Source organism: Wandonia sp., from assembly GCF_984588085.1.
Genome location: NZ_CFIGVI010000027.1, coordinates 1 through 24708, shown reverse-complemented (window position 1 = coordinate 24708; position 24708 = coordinate 1). Strand labels below are relative to the sequence as shown.

Genomic DNA, 24708 nt, shown 5'->3' with positions numbered 1-24708 from the left:
AACTAATAAAAATCTTTATAGAATTTTAAATAACCATCCAGATTTTGGTTGCCTATAAGTTTTACAAAATTATCATTCGTAATCAAAAATATCTGTCTGTCCTGCAAATCCCCGATATGCTTTTTCGTACGCAGGAAGGAAGTCAGGTATTTATTTCCTTTAGATTCATTCTCGAATTCACGCACCATAAGGAAAGGGCGGTTTTCATCGAATTGCGACAATTGTACTTTCAATTTCTCCGAGCTGAAAAACTCACGTCCGAAATTCGACACATTGGTCTTTGCTTCGTTTGTATTGTCATCTTTCTCCAACAGGATTATTACCATCAACGGAGAAGAAGGGCTGTACTCAAACTCAGACTCAGTTGAGCCAAAGTCAGCAATGATATCTTCTGAATACCCGTTTTTAATAATATCAATCATTAGTTGCGCTCTCTCCGCCTCCGGCGTACCCGGGAATGATTCTACAACAAGCTCAAAAGCAGGAATCGTTTCTTCTTTCTCCCGGGTCAGTGCCGCTTGTGACATTGCCGATAGTAGCATATAACCCGATCGATACGCATTGGCCGGATCATTCGCAATAATTGAATTTGCTCTGATTTTAACAATGGAGTACATTCCCTTACCAAAACGATCTACCACTTTCAGGTAATCATCCATATCCAGTTTTTCCCGCTCCTTTTTCTTTATAAAGAAGTTTGGATCGCGAATAAAATTAGCATAATCACTATTCGGGTAATTATTCAGGATGTAGTTTTTATGCTCACTTACTTTCGCTTCGTCCTTGCCCTGGTACAATTGATAGAGTTGGAAAGAAGAAAGTAAAACGTGTTTATCTTCAATCTTTCTTGAAATAATGTCTTCGTACTGCTCAATTGCCAACTGGTTTTCTTCCAACTCTCCCTGATAAATCCGCCCTGCTTTGTATTTAGCCTCCAGCATTTCTTCCTGAAGCGCTGTTATCGAGCTATCACCTTCGGGAATCCCTGCCAGTAATGTTTCGACTGCAAACGGATCTATCGGTTCTGTCTCTTCAGCAAGACTGTCTGCCAACTCTCCTTCTTCGGAAGTTCCATCACCCATATCAGCAATTGCCGGCATTTTATTACTTCTTCTCCAGTCATCTTCCAACGTTCTTTGTCCCCAAATACGTTTAAAGTCCTCAAAACCTTCGGTTCTTTGTTTCTGATTATAGAAGTACCATTTACCTCCCGAACCTCCCTGATTAGGCCCTGAAGAAGATGCTTGCATTGCCTGAATCTCAGCCAGTCGTCTTGCTTCGGACTCTTGTCTGATTCGTTCTTCTTCCTCAAGCTGCTTCTTTACCTTTTCTACAAATGCCAGTCTTTGATCTTCCGGCATCGCAGCAATACGCAACAAACTATCATTGTGTTCGGCTGTTTCGATAGAAACAACAAGATCTTTTAATCGCATTGCCCGAGTACGGACAAGATCATAATTTTTATAATCCTCAGAAACGACCTGAACACAACTATCATAATACTTTTGCGCCTTAATATAATCACGCTGCCCAAAACGAATGTCTCCCATTCGTTCGTAGCTTGCTCCTTTTTGGCGGTCATTACTTACCGAATAATAAACGGACTTTGTAAATTTTTCCATCGCCAGATCAATCTCCCCTCCGGACTGATCCATATCCCCCAATGCAAAATAAATCTGGTCTTTATATTCTGCATTTTTCGAATCGCGCAGCATTTTGTTCAACTCTTTCCGAAGCTTCTCTCTGTTAGCCCCGGAAGAAGCCATAGCACGATTAAGACGGGCAGAAAAATGCATATTAAACTTGGCGTTTTTGCGCAAGGTCATTGTATAATTCTCAACTCCCTGCGAATTGTTACCATTACGAACTGACAATTGCGCCAAAATATAATGCATACGTGCTGCTTCTTTTCTGTTCTTACAGGTACGAACGACTTCAACCATCGCCTTCTCCGCCTCTGCAAGCTTACCGGTTTCAATGTACAGATCCGCTTTGGCTTTGTTAAACTCGTACTCAAAATCTTTTGGGAGCTTTAACGGTTTCTCCTTCTTTCCTTTTTTCTTTTTGTTTTGTTTTCGAATGATCTTCGACGAACTTTTTTCGGAGGATTTTTTCTCTTCAAGTGCTGTTTTCACCTTTTCGCTGTCTCTTTCAATTTCTTTCAACAGAAGTTCCGCTGAACGGTAGTCTTTTAACCGCACATGTGATTTAACAATCCATATCTTCGCAGAAAATTTGCTCGGTTTGTTTTTGAAAAACTTGGTAACGTATTCAAACTGGTCGATCGCCTCCTGATATTCTCCTTTAATATATTTCGATCTACCAATTGTCAACCACACACGATCAATCCACTTATTATACTCTTCTTTCTTAGAGCGCCCCTCCATCGATGGCATACTATGTCGACTGATCACATTAACGCACTTAGAAACAGCCGTGTCTAAAGCAGGTGTCATCCCAAGAGCACTCTCTTCATCCGGCAAAGGTTCAATCGGCAAAATTTCCGTAAAATCCTCTTCCCGATTCACAAGGTACCCCCGCATGGCCTCGTTGATCAGTTCATTCGCATTAAACCAACCGTTGTATTTTGTAGTTGTCTGGTGATAAAACCGATTAAGTGCGGCGTCCTTCTCTGTAGAACAGGCAAGGACTAAAGCAACCAACAATACAGCTGAAAATATATGTAGTTTCAATCTTGTCATGGAAAATCAAGCAACACGATGTTGCTTAGATAACTTAATTTGAACAAAATTATTTTAATTTCTCAAACTCAGAACGTAATTTAAAAGAAAAGCGAATAAAAAAACCCGAAATCAGCATTTGATTCCGGGTTTTCAATTTAACCATAGACTAATTACAATCCATATTCAGTTTTGTCTCAAAGGAAACATCTATAACCTCCCAAAGCTTAGATACTCCGTCTGCTCCAATATGCAGGTCATGACAAATATTATTCAACTCTTCCACTCCGTTCAGTGCTTCAAAAGCTGCCAAATCAACAGTAGCCATAAATTTGAAATCTCCCTCTACTAATGTGTACGTTCCTTCCACAACCTTCTCTCTATTGTTAATTGTCATAACAACCTCGGCCTTACCATCATCTTTCAGCGACTGAACTTTTCCTGTCAATACAGATGTATTCTCAAGCACCCCGAAAAAAGAATTTTTAATTTTTTCATCGCGCTCCGGGTTTTGGGTGTTAATCGTTGCAATTGGAATTGAAAAAGATAAACCTTCCAATAGTGCGATAGGATCATTTAACACTTCTGCTCCTTCTATATTAACCTCATTAAATGTGCCACTAACGGGAGTTTTCTCCGTAAATTTATACGCAGTCCATGTCATTTTGGAATTTGCCGGATTGTAGGTGTAGTAACATTCTTTTATTACTTTTTCCTCAACTTTTTCTTCTTCAGATTCTGCTGATCCCCCGCAAGATGAAAGAATTACGGCTGCAGCCCCAAGTACTAACCAATTTATTTTATTCATTTTTAAAAATTTTTGCAATTAATTCTGTTCGAAGTTACAATTTCCTATTCTGAAATCATAACTATTTATCGCTAAGTTCCTCTTTATTTCCAGTGAAACACATGTTTACTTATCATCTGCTTTAACCCCGATTGTGTCTCTGAAAAAAAGATAAGCTGTGCCGGCATTTCCAACGAATCATAAGTAAGATCAAAAACCTGTTTTCGGATAAACTCTCCTTCTGACATCATGGAGTCAACACACTTCTCAAACCGACCTGTATTGTCGTACAGATAACTGCGTTTTACTCTATTCCCATAAAACAAAAAATACTCTTCGTCCAGATATCCACCCGGGTATCTTTTTTTGTCATGGATCGTTATCCAACCTAATCCCGGAGTGTTGATTACTCTTTTATTCCAGTCATCCGGTGTACCTAGTGAAACTATTGTTCCAAACGGAAATGTATCTCTCACCTGCTCCGATTGTATAAACCACTCCTCTCTTCTATCTTCCGGATCCATCTTTTTCAGTCGTATAACAGAATCCGAAACAACCTGAAACAGGTTTTCACTCAATCCTGCATATTCAATTGCAACAGCACCCAAACCAAACAATTGTTGCACAATATCACTGGATTTCTTTTTCTGATTCGTAATAATGGGTGCCAACAAATAATTATCCGAATACCGGAATCTCCTTTTGTGAATACTTTTCCTGTTATAAAACAATTCTTCGTCCAAATACCGTAAGCTATTTCGATAATAAGTATAATCCAGATTACGCTCCAAACGATATCCCGGGTCAAGATTTAAAAGACTGTGTACCGAGACGGAACGAATAGCAAGGCTGTCTGTAGCTGTTGCTGTAATCAGGTTCGGATTATAATAATTAGGCTCTCCCAATAAAAAAACAAGCTTGTCAGGAATAAAAATCTGAAAATCAGAGGGTGGGTTTACTGGTTCAGGAGCAGCAATTTCCGGAACTGGAGAAGAACAGGCCGTAAGCACCAAAATGAAGATCAGAAATACTTTAAACATGAATTTCCGTTTTTAACAATAATACGAATTTTTTGGTGTACTCCGCGAGGAATCCTACTCTCTCCTGCCTCCTCCTGTAAACAACTGATAAAAATTAGTCCGAAAACCTGACAATCGTCATATTTTAAACTATATAGCACATGTAATTTCGTAATATGATTCTTAGTCATGATTTAATAGCGAAATACAACGTTCCCGGGCCACGATACACTTCGTATCCTACGGTACCACACTGGGAAGCAGCACCAACACAGGAGCAATGGAGAAATTCTGTTCGTACACGTTTCGAGGAAACCAATGATGAACAGGGTATCAGCATATATATTCACCTTCCTTTCTGCGAAAGCTTGTGTACGTATTGCGGTTGTAACACCCGGATTACTGTAAATCACGGAGTTGAAGTGCCGTACATGAATGCCATTCTTAAAGAATGGGAATTGTACAAAGAAACGTTTGGTGGCACACCAAAAATTAAGGAGCTTCACCTCGGAGGAGGAACTCCTACCTTCTTCTCACCTGAAAATCTCAAAATTCTGGTTGAGGGGATTCTTAAAGACAGCCTGATCGCTGACAATCATGAATTTAGTTTTGAAGGACATCCGCGTAATACGACTGCAGATCATCTGCAGGCATTATATGATTTGGGATTCAGAAGGTTAAGTCTGGGTATACAAGACTTCGATGAAAAAGTTCAGATTACTGTCAACCGCATTCAGCCGTTTTATATGGTAAAAGAAGTTGTGGATACTGCCCGAAGAATCGGTTATAAGTCCATTAATTTCGATTTGATCTATGGTTTGCCTTTCCAAACACTGGAAAGTATAGAAAAAACATTTTCACTTGTCAACCAACTCCGTCCGGAACGAATTGCTTTTTACAGTTACGCTCATGTTCCCTGGGTTAAACCCGGACAACGAAGATTTACGGAAATGGATCTTCCTTCCGATTCGTATAAACGTGCCCTTTATGAACTCGGAAAAGAGCTTCTTGAGAATGCTGGTTATATCGAAGTCGGAATGGATCACTTCTCGCTTCCGGAAGACGATTTATATATTGCTATGAAAGAGCACAGACTGCACCGCAATTTCATGGGGTACACAGCTGACCACAACGAACTGATGATTGGTCTCGGAGTTTCTTCCATCAGCGACTCATGGGATATGTTTGCTCAAAACGTTAAGGTAGTGGAAGAGTATTATCGTATTCTTGAAGAAGGTAATTTACCAATATACCGGGGACATATATTAAACCCAGAAGACCTTCTGATCCGCCGAAAAATACTAAATTTGATGTGTCACTTCGAAACGGATGTTGCAGATTTGATGCGGTACGAGCTACAGTGGATTATGATTAGAAACAAGTTAACTCCTCTTATTAAAGATGAGTTGGCAGCGATCAACGGAACAACAGTTTATATTCTGGATGCCGGTCGCCCTTTTGTCAGAAACATCTGTATGGCTTTTGATTATCGCATATCTGATCCGCGAAGTATGACAAATGTTTTTAGTACAACGGTCTGACATCCCTTTTTATGGAAAAGTGTTATCACTGCGGGGACGATTGCGGAAAATCTCCCCTGATTTTTGACGGAAAGCCTTTTTGCTGTTCCGGCTGTAAAACAGTCTACAGTATTCTTTCCGAAAATGGGATGGGCACTTACTATTCCATTGAATCGGCTCCGGGAATCAAACCAAAAGATGCCGGAGGTAAATACGCTTTTCTTGATAATGAAGATCTGACGCGAGAACTGGTTAATTTCAAAGAAGGGAACTTAACTAATTTCACCGCTTTTTTACCTGAAATACATTGCAGCTCATGTATCTGGTTACTGGAGAATCTTCACAAACTTCAACCGGGAGTAAAGTCCTCTCAGGTTAACTTTACAAAAAAGGAAGCTACTATTACGTTTGATCATTCTGTTATTTCACTACGAAAGATGGCTGAATTAATGGACGCGATTGGCTATCCTCCCACTATCGGAAAGCCTCAGGGACAAAAAAACAAGATCATCAATAATCATTTTATTATCCAGCTTGGAGTTGCGGGTTTTTGTTTTGGGAATATTATGCTGTTTTCCTTTCCCGAATACCTCAATGTGGATGATACCTTTGATGAATACCGCAATTTTTTTGCTTATCTGATCTTTGCGCTCTCACTTCCCATTCTGTTCTTTTCAGCAAAAGATTATTTGATCTCTGCATATAAAGCGTTGCGCATAAAAGTTCTGAATCTCGATGTTCCCATCAGTTTGGGGATTCTCGTCCTGTACGCGAAAAGTACGTATGATATTTTTTCCGGACTCGGCCCGGGATATATGGATTCTTTTGCCGGTTTCATATTCTTTCTTCTTGTCGGCAAATGGTTTCAGAACAAAACCTATCAGGCACTTTCTTTTGACCGGGATTACACTTCGTATTTCCCGCTTGCTGTTACGCGATTTACAACAGACAATAAAGAAGAAATTGTACAAATTGAAAAAATAAAACCCGGCGACGAGCTCCTGATCCATAACGAGGAAATTCTTCCTGCCGATGCCATCCTTCTGGATAGTGAAGCACGAATGGATTATAGCTTTGTTACCGGAGAATCTGACCAGATAAAAAAATCAGCTAATGCTGTTTTGTTTGCAGGCGGAAAGTTAATTGGTAAATCCGCCCGGGTAAAGGTCAAGGAACAGGTAAAACGCAGTTATCTTACCGATTTGTGGAATAATGATGTTTTCAAACGTGAAAAATCCGGTCTGTCTAAAATTCAGGATACCGTTTCACGTTACTTCCTTCTTGTTCTGCTCATTATTACCTCTATCATTGCCGGTTTCTGGTTGTGGATTGATCCTTCTATGGTTGTCCCGGTTGTAACAGCAGTATTGATTGTAGCTTGTCCCTGTGCGTTGTCGCTCTCCTACCCTTTTACTTTTGGCAACATCCTGAGAGCCATAGGACGCAACGGTTTGTATTTAAAAAATACCCGGGTAATAGAGGATCTGGATGAAATTACGGATGTTGTATTTGACAAAACCGGAACACTAACCCTTGGTTCTTCAAAAGATGTAACGTATGAAGGAGAGCCGCTAACTCCGGATCAACTTGCTTTAATTGATTTTGCAACACGCAGTTCAACACACCCTATGAGTGTTGCTATCCGTTCTTATATTCAGCACAACTACGAATACGAACCTATTTCAGGGGAGTTTGAAGAACATGCCGGATTAGGTATTGCAGCCAGTACTTCTTTGAATCAATTGAAAGTCGGATCTTATCGTTTTGTTACTACTGAAAAAATTGATGAGGAAACGACTTCCTTTATCCAATGGAACAGTGCCATTATCGGACGTTTTTACATTCGTCAGGTATTCCGACCACACATTGAAAACCTCATCAGTACATGGCAGAAAAAAGGATACAAACTACATGTCTTGACCGGCGATAATGAGCGTTCACGTGATTCTCTCGAAAAGCTTTTCTCAGAAAGCTCTCTCCTGAATTTTCACCAAAGTCCGCAGATGAAACTGGAGTATGTCCGTGCGCTACAGGAGAATGGAAAACGCGTACTTATGTTCGGCGATGGGCTTAACGATGCTGGGGCACTTAAACAAAGTGATGTCGGAATCGCCGTTTCAGACAATATCTACCAATTCTCTCCCGCGTGTGATGGCATTCTCGACGCAGGACATTTTTCTAAACTCCCCAATATTATGGAGTTGGCCGCATACGGAAAACAAGCATTAAAAATATGCTTTCTGTTCTCGCTACTCTACAATATCGTAGGGCTTTCTTTTGCCGCTACCGGAATGCTTTCTCCATTAATAGCCGCAATACTTATGCCGCTCAGTTCGATTACCGTTGTTTTCCTCAGTTTTATTCTGGTAACATTACGAGCAAAAAGAACAGAGTTGTTGTAATTAAATTAATTCAACACTTCCAGTATTTCGACATCAAAAATCAGAACCGTATTCGGAGGCACAGTGCTGTTTCCGTTCGGACCATAACCCAATGCCGAAGGAATAAGCAACACTCCGCTTCCCCCCTGTTTAAATTTCGGAATTCCTTCCGTCCATCCTTTAATAACATTCTGCAGATTGAAAGTAACTCCGGAAACTGAACTTTGATCAAACGTATTCCCATTGGTATAATACCCGATGTAAGCAACGGTAACGTCACTTGTAGATGTCGGATTCGAACCACTTCCCTGCTGGTTGACAATATAATATAACCCACTTGCGGTTGACTCAGCCGTTAGATCATTATCCGCCAAATATTTTTCTATAATCTCTTTGTCTTTTTTCAGTTGTTCTTCGGCATCAAACGTATCTTTTTTACACGCACCTGTCAACAACGCAGCTATTGAAAATAAAAGAAGTGTTCTCATGTCTCTTTTTGTCAAAAATAGTAAAATCAACTCATTCTGATTAGTTAAACCTCCTTTCAAGGTATTCATACGCCAGATTGATCTCCGTAAAACGTTCATGCGCCATTTCCTGCTCTTCTTTAGACATTCGAACAAATCTATCCGGGTGAAAGCGACGTACCATTTTCCTGTACGCCTGTTTTATTTCTTCAAAATCGACTGCCGTATCCAGCCCTAATACTAAAAGGTTCTTTTCCATCTCGGATTGACTATCTTCTTTCTGTATCTGTTTTCTGGTTTTGTTATAATACCTCTCCCGAACACCTACAATTACTTTAAGCTCCTCTTCGGAAAAAGAAATTTTGCGCGCAACCCGAAACAAATATTCCATCTCCGATGAATTGACCTGTTGATTATAATACCCAAGATCAACCAACAAATCGATAAGTTGCGTTTTTTCATCCTGTGTAAAACGTTTTCTGACAAACCTCAGTACACCTCTGGTATCTATCCCCTTGCTTATATAATAGCGTATGGTTTGAACAATCTCTCTTCCCGACAAAGAACTTTTCTCCTTTCGCAAAAAATACTTTGTCATATAAATCCGTTTTTCTCTCAGATCGTCCCGGTCTCTAATCAACATTTGTACAGCAATCATAACCGACACCTTAAAACGGGTTCTTTTGGTTTTGAAAGGTCGAAAAACAAAATTTTTATAGGCTTTCCTCAGCTGATAAATAGCAATCCAAGTACCTATGAAAATAAGTGCAAACACATTTAAACCAGAAGAAAGAATCAAGTTATCTCCGGATTCCGGTTTATCTGCCAATGCAAAAAAGGTATCAATAGCACTCATTCCGGCAACATATTCAATTAAACCTTCCTTCCAAGTATTCGTATGCCAGATTGATCTCCGTAAACCGTTCATGCGCCATTTCCTGTTCCTCTTTTGACATTCGCGCAAACCGATCCGGATGAAAACGACGCACCATTTTCCTATACGCTTGTTTTATTTCTTCAAAAGAAACTACCTTCTCAAGTCCAAGAATCTGTAACGAATCTTGTATCCGCACATTATCTCTAACCGGTGTCTTTCTTGATTGTTGTTTTTCATACCGTTGAAAACGAATCGATAAAATTGCCGTTACCTGTTGCCGGTCTACTTCCAGAATATCTGCTACATGATTAATCATTGCTATCTCCCGAGGATGCGCCTGATGATCATAAAAAGCTAAATCTGCCAGAAAGTCAATCACCTGAACCCGCTCTGCTTCCGGCATTTTCTTTTGCAACCACGCCAATGTTGATTCGAGTGAAACATCCAATTTCAACATGTTTCTCAAATTCTCAAGGGAATAATCCATATCATTAGCAAACCTGTTCTTAAGATAGGATCTGAAATAAGTTGTTTGTTCCTTATAGTCTGAGATATCTTTCTTCATCATGTGAATACCCAAAACCACATACGCATCAAACAAGTTAACTTGATTGTAAGCTAATCTTTTCGGAAAAATTCCTTTTTGCCACATTCGGGTAGTACTAAAAAACAAAAAATACAACCCTATTATTATTGGTACTAACAAGAAAAGCATCGCCCACAAATTAGGGCCTTCCTCCCCCTGAGAATAACCCACTTCACTAAAATTCATTTGCTGAATAAGCCGTTGAATAGAATCATTCGTAATTGTTTGTGGTATGTCGCCGGAATCTATCACTCTTTACTTAGTTTATCCGATTCAGATCTTCTATCAATGTTTTCCCGTCAATCAGGTGCATACATGTAGCAAAGGCACTTACTGTAACACCAATAATACCATGCAGGTTTATGCTTTGTCCCGTCAGAAAAAAGTTCGGAATTTTTGTTCGTGGGTCAACCATTGTCGCCACCGGATTGTCGGCATTTTTCTGAATGCCGTACATGCTGCCCGTCAGATCACCAATGTAGTTCTTATACGTCAGGGGTGTTGAACTGTAAACCGATTCTATTTTCTCCCTGATTCCCGGGAACACAACTTCCAGTTCATTCAATACTTTTTCTTCGCATCTTTTTTTAAAAAGATAGTACGAATCAGGTCGTTCTCCCGGAAGCGCAACCGTATTAAAACTCATTTCCCAGGGTTTTACTTCCGCATAATCCATATAGGTTAGCACAGATGCCGCTTCAGCATATTCAGAATCCGTATCCGGTACTGTCATAGAAAACATGAACGTACAGGGCCAGGATTCATCAACCTTACCTTTTGCTTTCCACACCCCCTCCGGGGTTTTGTGATGGTAGATATTATAATTCAGATAGGGGAAACTTCCCGGTTTAAACTTTATATGCACAGAAAAAGCAGACTGCGTATCTGTCAGGCTAGTAATTCTACTGACAAATGCCTTTCGGAAGTTGGCTTCTCCTACAAGGCGGATACTTGCCTTCGGATGAAGACTGCTAATAAAGTCGAGGCCCTTTATTCTTCTACCGTCCGTCAAACAAACAGCGGTTGCACGTCCCTGAACTACATCACACTTTTCAACTTCTGCCCGTTTTAGTACTTCACCACCATTTTCCCGGATACGCTTCACAAGCAATTTGGCAATCTGGGAGCTTCCTCTTACACAGCGGTGTGCGCTTCGAATATATCCGTCAACAACGAGTGCATGTACATAAAAGGGTGTTATTTCAGCGTTTGCACCGTATAACAAGCTATTTCCTGTTAACACCTCTCTGAGACGTTTATTACTAATCGTTTTCTCCAACATTTCTTGTAAAGAAGTTGTGAAAAAATCACTGGAAAAATAGTCGGCTTGTTCGTACCTGAGATTATACAATGGAAAAGCAGAACAAACGTCCTGAATCAGACGACAATAGTCCTCAATTTCTGCTTTGCTCTCCGGAAAAACAGTTGTCAGTTGCTTTGAGAAATTATCATATCCCTGTGCAATCGGGTAGAGTTTTTCTTCGTTTCCAAAATGAATCCGGTCCGTCGCATCTACATCCATACGAACAAGATTTAATTCTTCTCGAATTCCCAAAAATTTAAAAAACCGATCCAGATTGTTTCCTTCCGCAAGCGCTCCTATATAATGAACGCCTGTATCAAAGATTACCTTGTCACGGCTGAACACTTGTAAATTCCCTCCTATCTGGTGGTTTTTTTCAAGTACAACCACCCGTTTCCCATAACGCGAAAGTAATGCTCCACAGACCAATCCTCCAAGACCTCCTCCGATTACTACAACATCATATTCCTCTTCTTTACTCATTTTTGTTTTCGAAAAATAAAGAGGTGATTGGAGGTTGTTTTAGAGTGTGAAGTCATCTCTAGTTGTAAACTGTGCTTCTCTGCAAAGTCCTTCATAAATGTACTGGTAAAAAAGTGGAGGTCTCCCACCGTTTTATTGAACCTGACAATCTGTGTCGACAACACTTCGGTTCGCTCTGTATTTTTATGATGGCCCGGATCATCTGCAATACCATCTCTGACAAATAAAATACCGTTTTCATTGAGCCCCTTCAGACAGTTCTCCAGTACCTGAACCTGTTTTTCTTGCGGCATATAGTGCAAAACATCCATCAGGAAAATAGCATCTGCATTTTCCGGATATACCGTTTCAATAGCAGCACAGGAAAAGTGAATCGAATCATCTTTCAGATAACAGTTAGCAGCAATTTCTATTTTTTCTTCATCGTAATCAAACCCATAAATGGTTCTTCCGGTGTCTGCTACTTTCAGATAATAACTCAGAAAGCCCAATCCGCAACCTAAATCATATATGTTTTTTCGGTCACCGATCATTTCGTGATACAACTGATAGTTTGCTTTTTCAAGGCGGTATTTGATTCGGAAATACCATTCAATAGATGGCGTTTTGTAAAGATAATTCAACACTAAAACCTGCCGGATGTATTTTTCGTTTTTTCGTTCCTGTTGCAGACGCTTATATTCTTCCTTAAAATAACGACTGATTTTTTTCGTTTTTTCTGCATAGGTGGTTCCGAAACTTGTATCATCGTATGCGATTCTCGGAAGAGCTTTGATTGTGATCTCCCCATTCTTTAATAAAAAGTCCGACTTGGACATCGCAAAGTGGAACCCATGCAATACTATCGGTTGAATGTCCAGCTTAAGCTCTTCTGCCAGATAAAAAGCCCCTTTGTGAAATCTACCAATGTGTTCACTTCTGCTGCGTGTTCCTTCCGGAAAAATCATGATGGAATACCCATCATCAACCAATTGTCGGATACGGGGCATCATATTCTCATACCCGTCCGAGGCCGGCAGGTAATCCGCATAACGCACTGCTGCTCCGAAAAAAGGAGAGTTATAGACCCATTTGTTGGTCATAATAATCACACGATGATCCAACATAATCATTACCAGAATATCTACAAACGACTGATGATTAGCAATAATCACAGCCGGTTTTTCATAATCAAGAAGATCCCGGTTAATGATTTTTTTACGCAAATTCATCATGACGTATACCTGCGCCCAGGTAAAAGCCTGAAGGATTCTGTGCATCGTTTTCTTCAGTCCTTTTTGCCCAAAAGGAATTATCTTAAAAATCAGGAGTGCGCCATAAATAATAACACAACCCGAAAGAAAAAACGAAAAAGCAAATACGGAAATGAAAAAACCCGACAGTGTTAACGGTGCTTTCCCTTTCTCTGTTCGGCCCGAAATGAAAAAATCAAATAGTAAGGGCTGAACCACAAGAGAGATAAATAGAATAGAAATCAATCCGACAATACTGATTAAACCGATACTATGTATCGCCGGGTGTTCTGCCAGAACAAGTACACCCGTACCAACAATTGTTGTAATAGCTGAAAGGATGATTCCTGTTCGGAAAGAAGCCATACTGTTACTTCCTGTTCGAAACTTATTCAACTTTCCTTCTGTGACAAAAATAGCAAAGTCATCTCCCAGTCCAAAAATAAAGGTAGTCACAACCACATTTACGAGGTTAAACTTAATGTCCATCCACCCGGCAAACCCAAGAATCCACAACCAACTTAGAATCATTGGAAGATAAGTAATTAACGTCAGCTCAATCCGACCGAAATTAATCAGCAATACAACAAATACAATCAAAGAAGATACATATAGGATGTAATTAAAGTCAGACTCTACTGCCTCTACCATCTTTGAAGCAAGATCTGATCGGTCTAAGACAACAAAATCATTGTCCGATCGTAAGGTGCTCTTAATCTCTTCTAATTTTTCCCGTGAAGCGGTTATCACCGTTAGTACGGTCACTTCATCATTATTCGAACTGACCAGCTTATCAAACAACTCTCCTGTGATCACAAAATCCTTTGGATCTATATCCTCCGGACGTTGTTCAATACGTTCCTTAAACTCGTTAAAGGCAATTTCCGAATATCCAGCTTCATCTGAAAAAACATCTAGTAATCCATATAGGTTTTCCTTGACCGGATTCCAATACTCCAACCATTCCTGCCACTTTTGTTCTTTCTGCTTTTCTGAAAAAAGATAAGAAGAAACACTCAAAAAACTACGAATCTCACCTCTACTTTCTGCTTCTACTAACTCTTTTGACAGCTTTTCATTCTTTGCAAGGGCTCCATCCAGTCTCGTATCCCGAACAGCAACAAAAAGTCGCTTGTCCTCTTTTGCAAGGAATCCGGTATGACGGGACTCTGCTTCACGAATTTCCTTTGGATAAAAATTCAGTGCATCCAGATCACCTTCAAAACGTACTCGTGAAATTCCGAAAACAGCGATTATAGTCAGAACCACAGTTATAGCAATTCCCCATTTTCCAGAAATCTTTCTGCCCTTGAAAAAAGAACGTTCTTTTCTGTTTTTGGGTTTTTCCTGTGCAAATTTCTCTACCCACTTGTCGGACAGCACAATCGGCAAAACAGATAATACTCCCAGTAGCGTTCCAACCAGAGAAAGTGCTGCAAAAAGCCCAAAATCGTTGAGAATAGCAGAATTGGTAAACAAAAGAGCTCCGAAAGCCAATACCGTAGTAAGACAACCTATTGCCAATGGGTGAGCCACTTCCAATATCGTCTCCCGCACGGATCCTGTATGTTTAAGATGGGTGAAAAAGTGAAATGAATAGTCCATTATAATCCCAATCACTACTGCACCCGCTCCCAATGCCAGTCCGGTTACTTCCGGTTTAAAATACCCCATCAACCCGAGGCTGACAAGTAACCCGATTACTCCGGGGGTAAGGAAATAAAAAGGAATTGACCACTTGCGATAATACGAAAACAGCAAGAAGAAAATGATCAGTAAAGAAACAACCAGGGTAAGTGTTGTATCCTTTTTCACCTGTCGGGCATTCGCCAGAGCTATTCTTGAAGGCGTAAAGTAATCAATTGTCAGTCCCGATTGTTCTGATCTATTGAATAACCAACCCTCCATTTCTTCCAGTATGGTTAATTTTTCAGAAGAAATCAAAAAGTCATCACTTAGTTTCCCCTTCAGGATGATTGCCGAATCCGCTAATGCATAACTACCTTCAATTACTTCAATGCCACCCTGAGAAGAATGTTTCCTGAACCCAGACAAAACAGGCGGGACTAATCCTAATGGATCCTTAAAGAGGTATTTTTTTAAGAAAAACCCTTCGGGAGTATATAAACGATCGTGATTCTCCTGCAATATTGCAGCTACTGTATCTCCATCAATCCAGGCCAGTTCACTCGTATCTTTCAAATACGGTAACTGTTCATAAACCAGATCGTATAATTCACTGACATCAGGAGCTTCGTGCGTTAATTCAGTCACAGCATCCGGAAACTGTTGTAAAAAATCTTTGGAAACAGATTCTGCAACACGTTGCAGGCTATCAAAACCAAGTTCATCCGACGCAACTGAGATCAGTAAATCCTGATTTAGCCCTTTGTTATTTAGCAGGTCCGAATACTCAGCAAAGACTTCTCCCCCATCGACGGACTTTGTAATATCCTGCACAATCGTAAGCCGCACTATCCCATTCACTAAAACCGAGGCAAACAGTACTGAAAGCAGGATAAAAAGCCACTTCCTAGACTTCCAGAACTTATACCATTTCACAAAAACTTTCCCCATGAATCTGCTTCAATACGACAAATGCCCGATTTCTATCTATCAATGGAGCAAAGTTAATTTTTTTATCTAATTTTGGCCTTTGTATTTTTGGGAGTCTTGTGACTATAGAATTGTGGAATTGAATCGTATAAAATGAGTCTTAATTTAACCGGCTTAAAGTCATTTATTGATAAAAATCAACCAGTAACTCTAACTGAAAATCAGTTAAAGAATGTCCATGAATCATACACTTTTTTAAAAGAATTTGCATCCAACAAAGTAATATACGGAATCAACACGGGTTTTGGTCCAATGGCTCAATACAAGATCAGTGAAGAACACCTGAATCAGTTACAATACAACCTTATCCGCAGTCATTCCAATGGAACAGGAAAAGCGCTTTCTGAAAAACAGGTAAGGGCTGTGATGCTTTGTCGGTTAAACTCACTTTCTTTAGGAAAGTCCGGAATAAGTCCGGGTGTTGTAGAGAAAATCACCGAATTTCTAAATGCAGATATCTATCCTGAAATTTTTGAGCATGGTGGTGTTGGGGCAAGCGGAGACCTTGTACAATTGGCTCACCTTGCCTTAGGATTGATTGGTGAGGGGTATTCCTATCACAAGGGAGAGCGTTTGAAAACCGCTGAATTACTTGTTCAAAAAGGAATAACACCCCTTACATTACAACTTCGTGACGGGCTTGCCATTATTAATGGTACTTCCTGTATGACCGGAGTGGGTGTTCTCAACTATTTTAACAGCAAGAACCTGTTGCATTTATCTATCATTGCCTCTTCCATGTTGAATGAGATTATTTCGTCCTATGACGACTCTTTTTCACTGGAACTCAACGCAGCAAAAATGCATACCGGACAGCAAAAAGTTGCAGCAGAAATGCGTGCAGCAGTATCGGGTAGTAAACTGATTCGAAAAAGAGAAGATTTTCTTTTCTCCGACACAGAAGAAAGCCGACAGAGTGTTTTCCGTGAAAAAGTTCAGGAATATTACAGTATTCGATGTGTTCCACAAATTTTAGGTCCTGTATGGGATACGCTGGAAACTTCACGAACCATTCTTGAACAGGAAATTAATTCGGCAAACGACAACCCTATTGTTGATCTGGAAACGCAAAACGTGTATCACGGGGGAAATTTCCATGGTGACTACATTTCACTGGAAATGGACAAGATGAAAATCGTTGTTACGAAATTAACCATGTTGGCAGAACGTCAACTGAATTATATGATGAATGCCAAAATGAACGAAAAATTCCCGCCATTCCTGAATAAGCAAACCTTAGGTTTGAATTTCGGTCTTCAGGGAATGCAGTTCACGGCAACATCAACCACAGCTGAAAACCAAACACTTGCCAATCCGGTTTATGTTCATTCTATTACCAATAATAACGATAATCAGGATTTGGTTTCGATGGGAATGAACTCAGCAATACTGGCGGAACGCGTAATAGAAAATGCTTACCAGGTGATGGCAATTGAGTTCATCGCTATCTGTCAGGCGATAGATATTCTTGAGGTGGCACAGAATTTGTCAGAAACATCACAAAAATGGTATTCGGAGATTCGCAATCTGGTTCCTGTTTGTGAATCTGATGTACCTCAATTTGAACAAATTAATAAGCTGATCGGTTTTCTTAAAAGCCGTGTTTAATTTTTGATATCAGTTATGAAGTGTGCGCTAGTTACAGGAGGATCACGAGGAATAGGAAGGGCAATTGCCATTACCCTTGCTAAAGACCATGGTTATCATATTTTGGTGAATTATGCCAGCAATTCCGCTGCTGCTGAAGAAACCGTTACGACCATTCAAAACAATGGAGGGTCGGCTGAAGCTCTGGGTTTCAGAGTAGAGAATTTTGAAGAGGTAACTACTGTTTTGGGAAAGTGGCTGGAAAACAATCCGGGAAACACCATTGAGACTATTGTGAATAATGCGGGCATCACACGTGATAATCTGTTGCTGATGATGACCGAAAAAGACTGGGACGATGTTGTAGACACATCTCTCAAAGGAATGTACAACGTAACAAAAACGTTGATACAGCCATTACTTCGCAACCGATACGGAAGAATTGTTAACGTTGTTTCTCTATCCGGTCTAAAAGGAAACCCCGGTCAAATGAATTATTCTGCCGCTAAAGGAGGAATGATCGCAGCCACTAAAGCCTTGGCGCAGGAAGTCGCCAAGCGAAAGATAACTGTAAATGCGGTTGCTCCCGGTTTTATTGCAACCGACATGACCTCAGAGCTTCCTGTCGACCAGCTAAAACAAATGGTTCCCGCGAATCGGTTCGGAGAGGTACAGGAGGTAGCGGATCTGGTGAGTTTCCTTGTTTCTCCAAAAGCTTCCTACATCACCGGAGAAGTTATCAACATTAACGGTGGTTTGTATTCTTAATATATGAGAAGAGTCGTAATAACCGGAATTGGAATCTATTCTTGTCTAGGAAAAAACCTTGACGAAGTCCGTGATTCTCTTTTTAAGGGGAAAAGCGGAATTATTCTCAGCCAGGAACGCAAAGAATTTGGTTATCGTTCAGGGTTAACAGGACACGTTGAAGAACCCGACCTGAAAAAATACCTTTCCCGCCGCCAGCGATTAGGTATGGCTGAGCAAGTAAAATATGCATACCTGGCAACTCTCGAAGCATTGGAACAGGCCAAAATTGATCAGGACTACATCGATGCCAACGAAGTCGGTATTCTGTATGGAAATGATTCCTGCGTACAACCTGTTATAGAAGCAATTGATACAATACGCGAGAAAAAAGATACAACGCTTGTTGGTTCAGGGTCTATTTTTCAGTCCATGAACTGTACAACCACCATGAACCTTTCAACGATATTTCGTCTGAAAGGAGTCAATTTTACCATCAGTGCAGCCTGTGCATCAGGATCTCACTCTATTGGAATGGGATACTTTCTTATTCAGCAGGGATGGCAGGACACCATTATATGTGGTGGAGCACAGGAATTAAATGTATACTCATTCGGAAACTTTGACGGACTGGGTGCTTTCTCGATTCACGAAAGTAACCCTGCAAGCGCATCCCGCCCCTTTGATCGCGATCGCGACGGGTTGATCCCGAGCGGTGGTGGAGCAACCGTAATTCTGGAATCATACGAGTCGGCGGTAAAGAGGGGTGCTCCGATATTGGCAGAAGTGGTCGGATACGGGTTTTCATCAAACGGAGAGCATATCAGCAATCCCAATAAAGATGGACAGATTCGTTCATTGGAAATGGCTTTGCGTCAGGGCAACCTTACTCCAAAGGATATTGATTACATAAACGCACACGCAACATCAACCCAGGTGGGTGATTATTTTGAAGCTCAGGCACTCGGAGAAACATTCGACGGCTGTAATACGCCGGTTAGTTCTACAAAATCTATGACCGGTCATGAGTGCTGGATGGCAGGAGCAAGTGAAATTGTCTATTCACTATTGATGATGCAAAATGATTTTATCGCACCAAATATTAACTTTGCAAACCCCGATGAAGCATCGGAGAAATTAAATATTATTGCAGAAACCAAAGAGCAGAAGTTGGATACAATCCTTTCTAATTCTTTTGGTTTCGGAGGAACAAACTCTACACTAATTATAAAAAGATTTAAGCCATGACAGAACCAGAAATCGTTGAACGGGTAAACAGCTTTCTTGCAGAAGAATTTGAGGTGGATGCATCTGTGATCACACCTGCAGGTTCGCTTAAAGAAACGCTTGACCTGGATAGTCTGGACTACGTTGATCTGGTAGTAGTCATTGAAAGTAATTTCGGCTTTAAAGTGAAAGGTGAAGACTTCGTTGGAATCAAAACATTCCAGGATTTCTATAACTATGTCTCTGCTAAGTTGAACAATAACTAATGTCATCGTGGGAAGGAAAAAGTAAGGGTTCAATACTCGGCTACCGGATCTTTGTCTGGTCGCTGAAAATTTTTGGTATCCGCTCTGCTTACGCACTCCTCATCCCGGTCACATACTTCTACTACCTGTTTTCCAAACGGGCCTCCGGTGCTCTCCGGGAATTTTATAAAAACATGTATCAGGATAACAAGAGTCACACTAAACTCATTCGTAAAACTTTTTTGGTTTTTGGAAGAACACTTGTTGACCGCGTTGCTTTGGGGATGGGGATGTATGAAAAGTATACATTCAAATCTACAGGAAGAGAATATATGCGGGAGTCGTACGAACAGGGAAACGGAAGTCTGTTAATAAGTGCTCACCTCGGAAACTGGGAAATAGCGGGAAACCTGCTCGAACAGTTAGAGATGCCTGTAAATGTTGTTATGTTGGATGCGGAGAACGAGCAACTCAAGTCCTATCTTCAGCAACAAAACAAACAGGCCACGTTCACTGTCATTCCTATTAAGAATGATATGTCCCACCTGTTAGCCATACGCATTGCCCTGCAAAAAGGAGAAATTGTTTGTATACATGGTGATCGGTTTGTTCCGGGTGCACGTACAATGACAGCTGACTTTTTTGGAAAAGAGGCTCATTTTCCTCAGGGGCCCTTTCAGGTGGCAGCAAAGTTCAAAGTACCCTACCATATTGTATTTGCCTTAAAAGACGGAAAGTACGGATATAAATTTTCCTCGACACCTGCCCGGATATCAGATAATCCGAATAAGATTGTAGAAGATTTTGTCGAAGAACTGGAAAAACAAGTCTTGTCCCACCCCGAACAATGGTTTAATTTTTATAACTTCTACGCTCAAGCTTAAAAATTATGACATTAATCGCACGAAATACAATAGAAAAACTGGTACCGCAACGCGAACCTATATTAATGGTTCACGAGCTTATCAGCCAGGAAGAAAAGAAAACAGTCAGTCGTTTTCACATCGCAACAGACAATCTGTTTGTAGAAAACGGACAGCTTCAAGCTCCGGGGTTAATAGAAAATATTGCACAAACGGCAGCAGCACGAGCCGGGTATGTATCTTACTCCACAAATGAGCCTCCAAAAATTGGTTTTATCGGAGCTATTTCAAAACTAATTGTTCATGAGCTCCCTCAGGTGGAAGAGGAAATTGAAACGACTGTGGAAGAAATCAGCAGTTTTATGAATGTATCCGTCATCAAAGGCAGTAGCGTACGCAATGGTCGCCTACTTGCAGAATGTGAAATGAAAATTTTTATCCAGGATGATGTCTAAAATGCATAAACGGGAAGTAATAAGCCTGGAAATTGAAGGTGATATCCGATTCAGTGAGGTAGACTCCATGAATGTGGTCTGGCACGGAAATTATCTGAAATATTTCGAGGATGCCCGTGAAGCTTTTGGTATTCACTACGGAATGGCATACATAGATATTTATAACAGTGGGTTTCTCACACCTATTGTGAAAAGTGAAATTGAACACAAATTTCCCCTGAAATATGGAGATAAATTCCGTACAAAAATAGCACTGGTAAAAACGATTGCCGCTAAAATCGTTTACGAATATGAAATACTGAATGTAACGACTGGTAAAATTAGTGCTGTTGGAAAAACAATTCAGGTTTTTATTGATAACCAGGGAGAACTTCAATTGGTGAGTCCCCGATTTTATGAAGAATGGTTCAACCGTATTCAATGGGAAAAAGAATGATTTATATAGGTGCCGGTAATATATACAGTCCACTGGGTAGTTCCATCCGTGAAAACTGGGAGAATCTACTTGCGGGGAAAACAGCAATCCGACCCTATTCCTCTTTGAAGCCTGAAGATCCACCCCTTTATCTCTCCCGGTTTGAAGAAAAAGGAAACTTCTACACACGAATTTTTGACTGTATCGACACCACTCTTCTTTCGCTAGCAGATCAACAACCTGACTGGTCGAAAACAGTACTTATTTTTTCAAGCACAAAAGCAGATATAGAACAGTTAGAGTCCAGAAATATTGAACAATCATTGTTGGATTACACCTGTACTAAACTTCAGGAGAAATATCCTGCCAAAACTGCGATTACTGTATCCAACGCCTGTATTTCAGGTATTACAGCGCTCTTGTTAGCACACGATCTGATAAAAACAGGACAATACGAAAATGCGCTAGTCGTAGCCGCAGATAATTGTTCCACTTTCGTTTCAGAAGGGTTCAAATCCTTTTATGCCATTGCTTCGGACTTCTGTAAACCGTATGATGCCAACCGACAGGGAATTAATCTTGGAGAGGGAGTCGCTTCGGCGTTTGTCAGCTCAAATCGTAATCTGTTTACGAACACACCAACTTTACTTCTAGGAGGGGCTTCTGCAAATGATGCCAACCATATTTCGGGACCAAGTCGTACGGGAGAAGGGTTGTTCAGAGCGACAAAACGTGCATTGGAATATGCCGGAAAGTCACCTGAACAAATTGATTACATCTCTGCACATGGTACAGCAACCCGCTATAACGATGACATGGAATCTATGGCAATTGACCGCCTGAACCTGAATGCGGTTCCTGTAAACAGCCTTAAAGGTTATTTTGGACATACTTTAGGTGCTGCAGGATTAATAGAAACACTTGTTACCATAGAACAAATGAATACGAATCTGATTCTCGGAACAAAAGGATTGGAAAACCCGGGAACAGTAAAACCCATTAACGTATTCCCAGATACTATTGAAAAGCATCTTAATACTGTTCTCAAAAGCGGATCCGGTTTCGGGGGGTGCAATGCAGCAATCGTATTGGAAAAATTAAAATGATGGAGAGCCAACCCACATATTGCCGGATAACCGATGACCTTTGCAGTAGTAACGGACAAAAAATCCACAATACGCAAAAACTACCTGCTCAGCAGTGGTTTCGGTTTCTATTTGATCATTTGAAACTGGAGTATCCTAAGTTTCATAAAATGGATGGTTTGTCCAAACTTGGCTTCCTTGGAGTAGAGTTTTTAAAAACAGTAGAGCCGCTTCCTACAGAAACAGATGAAATAGCGGTTGTATTTGTAAACAAGCATTCCAGTCTGGATGCTGACCTTGCCCATCAGGAACAAATCGAAAAAGGAACCGCCAGTCCGGCTATATTTGTATATACCTTACCCAATATTGTGCTGGGTGAAATTGCTATTCGTAATAAATGGTATGGAGAACAACAGTTTTTCATAAAAAACGAATGGCCCCATGAATTGATACACGAGTATATTGTAACTATATTTGAACTGAACAAAGCCAACCGCATTATCATAGGTTACGTCGATTATTTCCAGGAAAAAACGGATGGTAAATGGGTTATTCTGACTAAGGATCAGTTCAAAAATGAAAAAACACGCGAAGAAATAAACACTTTTTTTGATAAATAATTTTCCATGGAAGCATTAAAGGAAACCTTAAAACAACAGATTATTGAGCACCTGAACCTGGAAGAGCTAACAATAGCAGACTTCCCGGATGATGAGCCGCTTTTCGGAGAGAATATCGGCCTTGATTCTATCGATTCTCTCGAATTGATTGTACTTCTTGAAAACGAATACGGTGCCAAATTATCCAGTCCTGAAGAAGGTAAGCAAGTATTTCATTCTGTGAATTCACTGGCTGAGTTTATCGCATCACATCGCACCAAATAAAAGTACAAGCATAGACAATTCAAAATCCAATGAATTGTTGTGCTCCGGCATTTGACAATTAAAAACGGAACGGATGAAAATATACATAACCGGTTTAGGAGCTGTTTCTGCGATTGGAATGTCTGTTGCTGAGCACCTGAAATCATTATTGGAGGAGAAACATGGCATTTCTCAAATTGAGCTTGTACGTGAGCTAAAAACACCCTATACAGGTGGTGAAATCAAGTTAAGTAATGCTCAACTCGCAGACCTGTTAGGGGTTTCGGAAAATGGTTATTCCCGAACAGCTCTTTTGGCTATGATTGCCGCCCGCGAAGCATTCCCTGCTACAGTCCCTCCCTCCGACCGAATCGGGGTTATAAGCGGAACCAGTGTTGGGGGAATGGATCTTACTGAAAATTTTTACGAAGAATATCTTCATGGAAATCTGGCTAATGCGTCTGTGATTCTTTCCCACGAATGCGGAACATCTACAGAGAATATCGCCCGGCTTTTAGGAATAAATGGCTACAAAACTACATTATCCACCGCTTGTTCTTCGGCAGCAAATGCCATTATGCTGGGAGCACGACTGATGAAAGCAGGAAAACTCGATGCTGTTCTCGCAGGGGGAACGGATGCTCTCTCTGCCTTTACCGTAAACGGATTTAATTCCTTAGGAATTTATGACAGTGAGCTGAGTCGCCCGTTCGACAACACCCGTAAAGGACTGAATCTGGGTGAAGGAGCCGGTTTTATTTTCCTTGAAACAGAAGAAAGTATAAAGAAAACAGGAAATCCTGTCTTAGCAGAGTTGATCGGATGGGGAAATGCCAACGATGCATTCCATCAAACCGCCTCATCACCCGAAGCCACAGGTGCTAAGCTAGCGATGCAAAGCGCAATGAACATTGCGGGAATTCTTCCGGAAGAAATTGATTACATCAATGCGCATGGAACGGGTACAGAAAATAATGACAATACCGAGGTCAAGGCTATTTCTGATCTTTTTCCCGGAAAAAAACCTCCCTTTAGTTCTACAAAACAATATACCGGACATACACTGGCAGCCGCAGGCGGACTGGAAGCTGTTTTTTCGGTCTTATCCATTCAACACGGTATTATTTACCCGAATATGCGATGGAAGAATCAAATGGAAAACACTCCATTGACACCATCACAAACACTAGAACGTAAAGAAATACGTTGTGTTTTGTCTAATTCTTTTGGGTTCGGAGGAAATAATTCAACTTTGATTTTCAGAAAATA

General features: G+C 40.6%; 21 protein-coding genes. 13 read left to right on the top strand and 8 right to left on the bottom strand.

From position 1 onward, the window contains the following. Window positions 1-2: 2 nt before the first annotated feature. The 3 genes from porW to AC4PL9_RS10630 form a co-directional block, all read right to left on the bottom strand. Window positions 3-2702, bottom strand: a complete 2700-nt coding sequence (gene porW / locus AC4PL9_RS10640) for a type IX secretion system periplasmic lipoprotein PorW/SprE (RefSeq protein WP_491604734.1) — start codon at window positions 2700-2702, stop codon at window positions 3-5. Window positions 2703-2850: 148 nt separating this feature from the next. Then, complete coding sequence (locus AC4PL9_RS10635; protein ID WP_491604733.1) at window positions 2851-3489, bottom strand: YceI family protein; 639 nt, start codon at window positions 3487-3489, stop codon at window positions 2851-2853. Between the two features lie 83 nt (window positions 3490-3572). Further along, window positions 3573-4508: a hypothetical protein gene (locus AC4PL9_RS10630; protein ID WP_491604732.1), complete on the bottom strand. Its 936-nt coding sequence runs from the start codon at window positions 4506-4508 to the stop codon at window positions 3573-3575. A 155-nt stretch (window positions 4509-4663) separates the two neighbouring features. On the opposite strand from AC4PL9_RS10630, the gene hemN reads away from it, so the two are divergent. After that, window positions 4664-6028 (top strand): oxygen-independent coproporphyrinogen III oxidase, encoded by a 1365-nt coding sequence (hemN, locus tag AC4PL9_RS10625; protein ID WP_491604731.1) that lies wholly within the window; start codon window positions 4664-4666, stop codon window positions 6026-6028. Between the two features lie 11 nt (window positions 6029-6039). Then, window positions 6040-8409, top strand: coding sequence for a heavy metal translocating P-type ATPase (locus AC4PL9_RS10620; RefSeq protein ID WP_491604730.1), 2370 nt, complete (start codon window positions 6040-6042; stop codon window positions 8407-8409). Between the two features lie 5 nt (window positions 8410-8414). Here AC4PL9_RS10620 and AC4PL9_RS10615 read toward each other — a convergent pair whose 3' ends face one another. The 5 genes from AC4PL9_RS10615 to AC4PL9_RS10595 are packed head-to-tail and all read right to left on the bottom strand — an operon-like array spanning window position 8415 to window position 15913. Beyond that, window positions 8415-8876 carry an FKBP-type peptidyl-prolyl cis-trans isomerase gene (locus AC4PL9_RS10615; protein ID WP_491604729.1) on the bottom strand — a complete coding sequence of 154 codons (462 nt, stop codon included), beginning with the start codon at window positions 8874-8876 and terminating at the stop codon, window positions 8415-8417. A gap of 40 nt (window positions 8877-8916) precedes the next feature. After that, the gene (locus tag AC4PL9_RS10610) at window positions 8917-9783 is read right to left on the bottom strand and encodes a J domain-containing protein (RefSeq protein WP_491604728.1); all 867 of its coding nucleotides are present in this window, start codon (window positions 9781-9783) and stop codon (window positions 8917-8919) included. After that, a complete protein-coding gene (locus AC4PL9_RS10605) occupies window positions 9725-10570 on the bottom strand; it encodes a DnaJ domain-containing protein (RefSeq protein ID WP_491604727.1) in 846 nt (281 codons plus the stop codon). Before AC4PL9_RS10605 ends, AC4PL9_RS10610 begins: the two co-directional genes overlap by 59 nt. 7 nt (window positions 10571-10577) lie before the next feature. Beyond that, window positions 10578-12104 carry a phytoene desaturase family protein gene (locus AC4PL9_RS10600; protein ID WP_491604726.1) on the bottom strand — a complete coding sequence of 509 codons (1527 nt, stop codon included), beginning with the start codon at window positions 12102-12104 and terminating at the stop codon, window positions 10578-10580. Next, a complete protein-coding gene (locus tag AC4PL9_RS10595; protein WP_491604725.1) occupies window positions 12101-15913 on the bottom strand; it encodes a 1-acyl-sn-glycerol-3-phosphate acyltransferase in 3813 nt (1270 codons plus the stop codon). Before AC4PL9_RS10595 ends, AC4PL9_RS10600 begins: the two co-directional genes overlap by 4 nt. 132 nt (window positions 15914-16045) lie before the next feature. Here AC4PL9_RS10595 and flxA point away from each other — a divergent pair, with 132 nt between their 5' ends. From flxA to AC4PL9_RS10540, 11 genes are all read left to right on the top strand, one after another. Beyond that, window positions 16046-17560, top strand: a complete 1515-nt coding sequence (flxA, locus tag AC4PL9_RS10590; protein ID WP_491604724.1) for a flexirubin biosynthesis tyrosine ammonia-lyase FlxA — start codon at window positions 16046-16048, stop codon at window positions 17558-17560. 15 nt (window positions 17561-17575) lie between these two features. Beyond that, complete coding sequence (gene flxB, locus AC4PL9_RS10585; RefSeq protein ID WP_491604723.1) at window positions 17576-18307, top strand: flexirubin biosynthesis SDR family reductase FlxB; 732 nt, start codon at window positions 17576-17578, stop codon at window positions 18305-18307. A 3-nt stretch (window positions 18308-18310) separates the two neighbouring features. Further along, complete coding sequence (locus AC4PL9_RS10580) at window positions 18311-19534, top strand: beta-ketoacyl-[acyl-carrier-protein] synthase family protein (protein ID WP_491604722.1); 1224 nt, start codon at window positions 18311-18313, stop codon at window positions 19532-19534. Then, window positions 19531-19779: a phosphopantetheine-binding protein gene (locus tag AC4PL9_RS10575; RefSeq protein WP_343784133.1), complete on the top strand. Its 249-nt coding sequence runs from the start codon at window positions 19531-19533 to the stop codon at window positions 19777-19779. Before AC4PL9_RS10580 ends, AC4PL9_RS10575 begins: the two co-directional genes overlap by 4 nt. Further along, a complete protein-coding gene (locus tag AC4PL9_RS10570; protein WP_491604721.1) occupies window positions 19779-20642 on the top strand; it encodes a lysophospholipid acyltransferase family protein in 864 nt (287 codons plus the stop codon). The genes AC4PL9_RS10575 and AC4PL9_RS10570 overlap by 1 nt, the downstream gene beginning before the upstream one ends. Window positions 20643-20647: 5 nt before the next feature. Then, complete coding sequence (locus AC4PL9_RS10565; protein WP_491604720.1) at window positions 20648-21076, top strand: hotdog family protein; 429 nt, start codon at window positions 20648-20650, stop codon at window positions 21074-21076. Window position 21077: 1 nt separating this feature from the next. After that, entirely contained in the window at window positions 21078-21512 is a 435-nt protein-coding gene (locus AC4PL9_RS10560; protein ID WP_491604719.1) for an acyl-CoA thioesterase, read from the top strand. Continuing rightward, a complete protein-coding gene (locus AC4PL9_RS10555) occupies window positions 21509-22597 on the top strand; it encodes a beta-ketoacyl-[acyl-carrier-protein] synthase family protein (protein ID WP_491604718.1) in 1089 nt (362 codons plus the stop codon). Before AC4PL9_RS10560 ends, AC4PL9_RS10555 begins: the two co-directional genes overlap by 4 nt. Beyond that, complete coding sequence (locus tag AC4PL9_RS10550; protein ID WP_491604717.1) at window positions 22594-23196, top strand: 3-oxoacyl-ACP synthase; 603 nt, start codon at window positions 22594-22596, stop codon at window positions 23194-23196. The genes AC4PL9_RS10555 and AC4PL9_RS10550 overlap by 4 nt, the downstream gene beginning before the upstream one ends. A 6-nt stretch (window positions 23197-23202) precedes the next feature. Further along, on the top strand, window positions 23203-23460 hold the full coding sequence (locus AC4PL9_RS10545; protein ID WP_491604716.1) for a phosphopantetheine-binding protein: 258 nt from the start codon (window positions 23203-23205) through the stop codon (window positions 23458-23460). A gap of 73 nt (window positions 23461-23533) precedes the next feature. Beyond that, window positions 23534-24708: beta-ketoacyl-[acyl-carrier-protein] synthase family protein (locus tag AC4PL9_RS10540; protein ID WP_491604715.1), on the top strand; the 1175-nt coding region annotated here is incomplete at its 3' end.

What these genes read in the sequence shown, in the direction of transcription:
- AC4PL9_RS10630 (WP_491604732.1), bottom strand. Translation starts at nt 4,508, where the DNA reads ATGTTTAAAGTATTTCTGATCTTCATTTTGGTGCTTACGGCCTGTTCT.
- AC4PL9_RS10600 (WP_491604726.1), bottom strand. Translation starts at nt 12,104, where the DNA reads ATGAGTAAAGAAGAGGAATATGATGTTGTAGTAATCGGAGGAGGTCTT.
- AC4PL9_RS10615 (WP_491604729.1), bottom strand. Translation starts at nt 8,876, where the DNA reads ATGAGAACACTTCTTTTATTTTCAATAGCTGCGTTGTTGACAGGTGCG.
- AC4PL9_RS10635 (WP_491604733.1), bottom strand. Translation starts at nt 3,489, where the DNA reads ATGAATAAAATAAATTGGTTAGTACTTGGGGCTGCAGCCGTAATTCTT.
- AC4PL9_RS10555 (WP_491604718.1), top strand. Translation starts at nt 21,509, where the DNA reads ATGATTTATATAGGTGCCGGTAATATATACAGTCCACTGGGTAGTTCC.
- AC4PL9_RS10560 (WP_491604719.1), top strand. Translation starts at nt 21,078, where the DNA reads ATGCATAAACGGGAAGTAATAAGCCTGGAAATTGAAGGTGATATCCGA.
- AC4PL9_RS10580 (WP_491604722.1), top strand. Translation starts at nt 18,311, where the DNA reads ATGAGAAGAGTCGTAATAACCGGAATTGGAATCTATTCTTGTCTAGGA.
- flxB (WP_491604723.1), top strand. Translation starts at nt 17,576, where the DNA reads ATGAAGTGTGCGCTAGTTACAGGAGGATCACGAGGAATAGGAAGGGCA.
- AC4PL9_RS10610 (WP_491604728.1), bottom strand. Translation starts at nt 9,783, where the DNA reads ATGAACGGTTTACGGAGATCAATCTGGCATACGAATACTTGGAAGGAA.
- flxA (WP_491604724.1), top strand. Translation starts at nt 16,046, where the DNA reads ATGAGTCTTAATTTAACCGGCTTAAAGTCATTTATTGATAAAAATCAA.
- porW (WP_491604734.1), bottom strand. Translation starts at nt 2,702, where the DNA reads ATGACAAGATTGAAACTACATATATTTTCAGCTGTATTGTTGGTTGCT.
- hemN (WP_491604731.1), top strand. Translation starts at nt 4,664, where the DNA reads ATGATTCTTAGTCATGATTTAATAGCGAAATACAACGTTCCCGGGCCA.
- AC4PL9_RS10595 (WP_491604725.1), bottom strand. Translation starts at nt 15,913, where the DNA reads ATGGGGAAAGTTTTTGTGAAATGGTATAAGTTCTGGAAGTCTAGGAAG.
- AC4PL9_RS10620 (WP_491604730.1), top strand. Translation starts at nt 6,040, where the DNA reads ATGGAAAAGTGTTATCACTGCGGGGACGATTGCGGAAAATCTCCCCTG.
- AC4PL9_RS10545 (WP_491604716.1), top strand. Translation starts at nt 23,203, where the DNA reads ATGGAAGCATTAAAGGAAACCTTAAAACAACAGATTATTGAGCACCTG.
- AC4PL9_RS10575 (WP_343784133.1), top strand. Translation starts at nt 19,531, where the DNA reads ATGACAGAACCAGAAATCGTTGAACGGGTAAACAGCTTTCTTGCAGAA.
- AC4PL9_RS10550 (WP_491604717.1), top strand. Translation starts at nt 22,594, where the DNA reads ATGATGGAGAGCCAACCCACATATTGCCGGATAACCGATGACCTTTGC.
- AC4PL9_RS10565 (WP_491604720.1), top strand. Translation starts at nt 20,648, where the DNA reads ATGACATTAATCGCACGAAATACAATAGAAAAACTGGTACCGCAACGC.
- AC4PL9_RS10570 (WP_491604721.1), top strand. Translation starts at nt 19,779, where the DNA reads ATGTCATCGTGGGAAGGAAAAAGTAAGGGTTCAATACTCGGCTACCGG.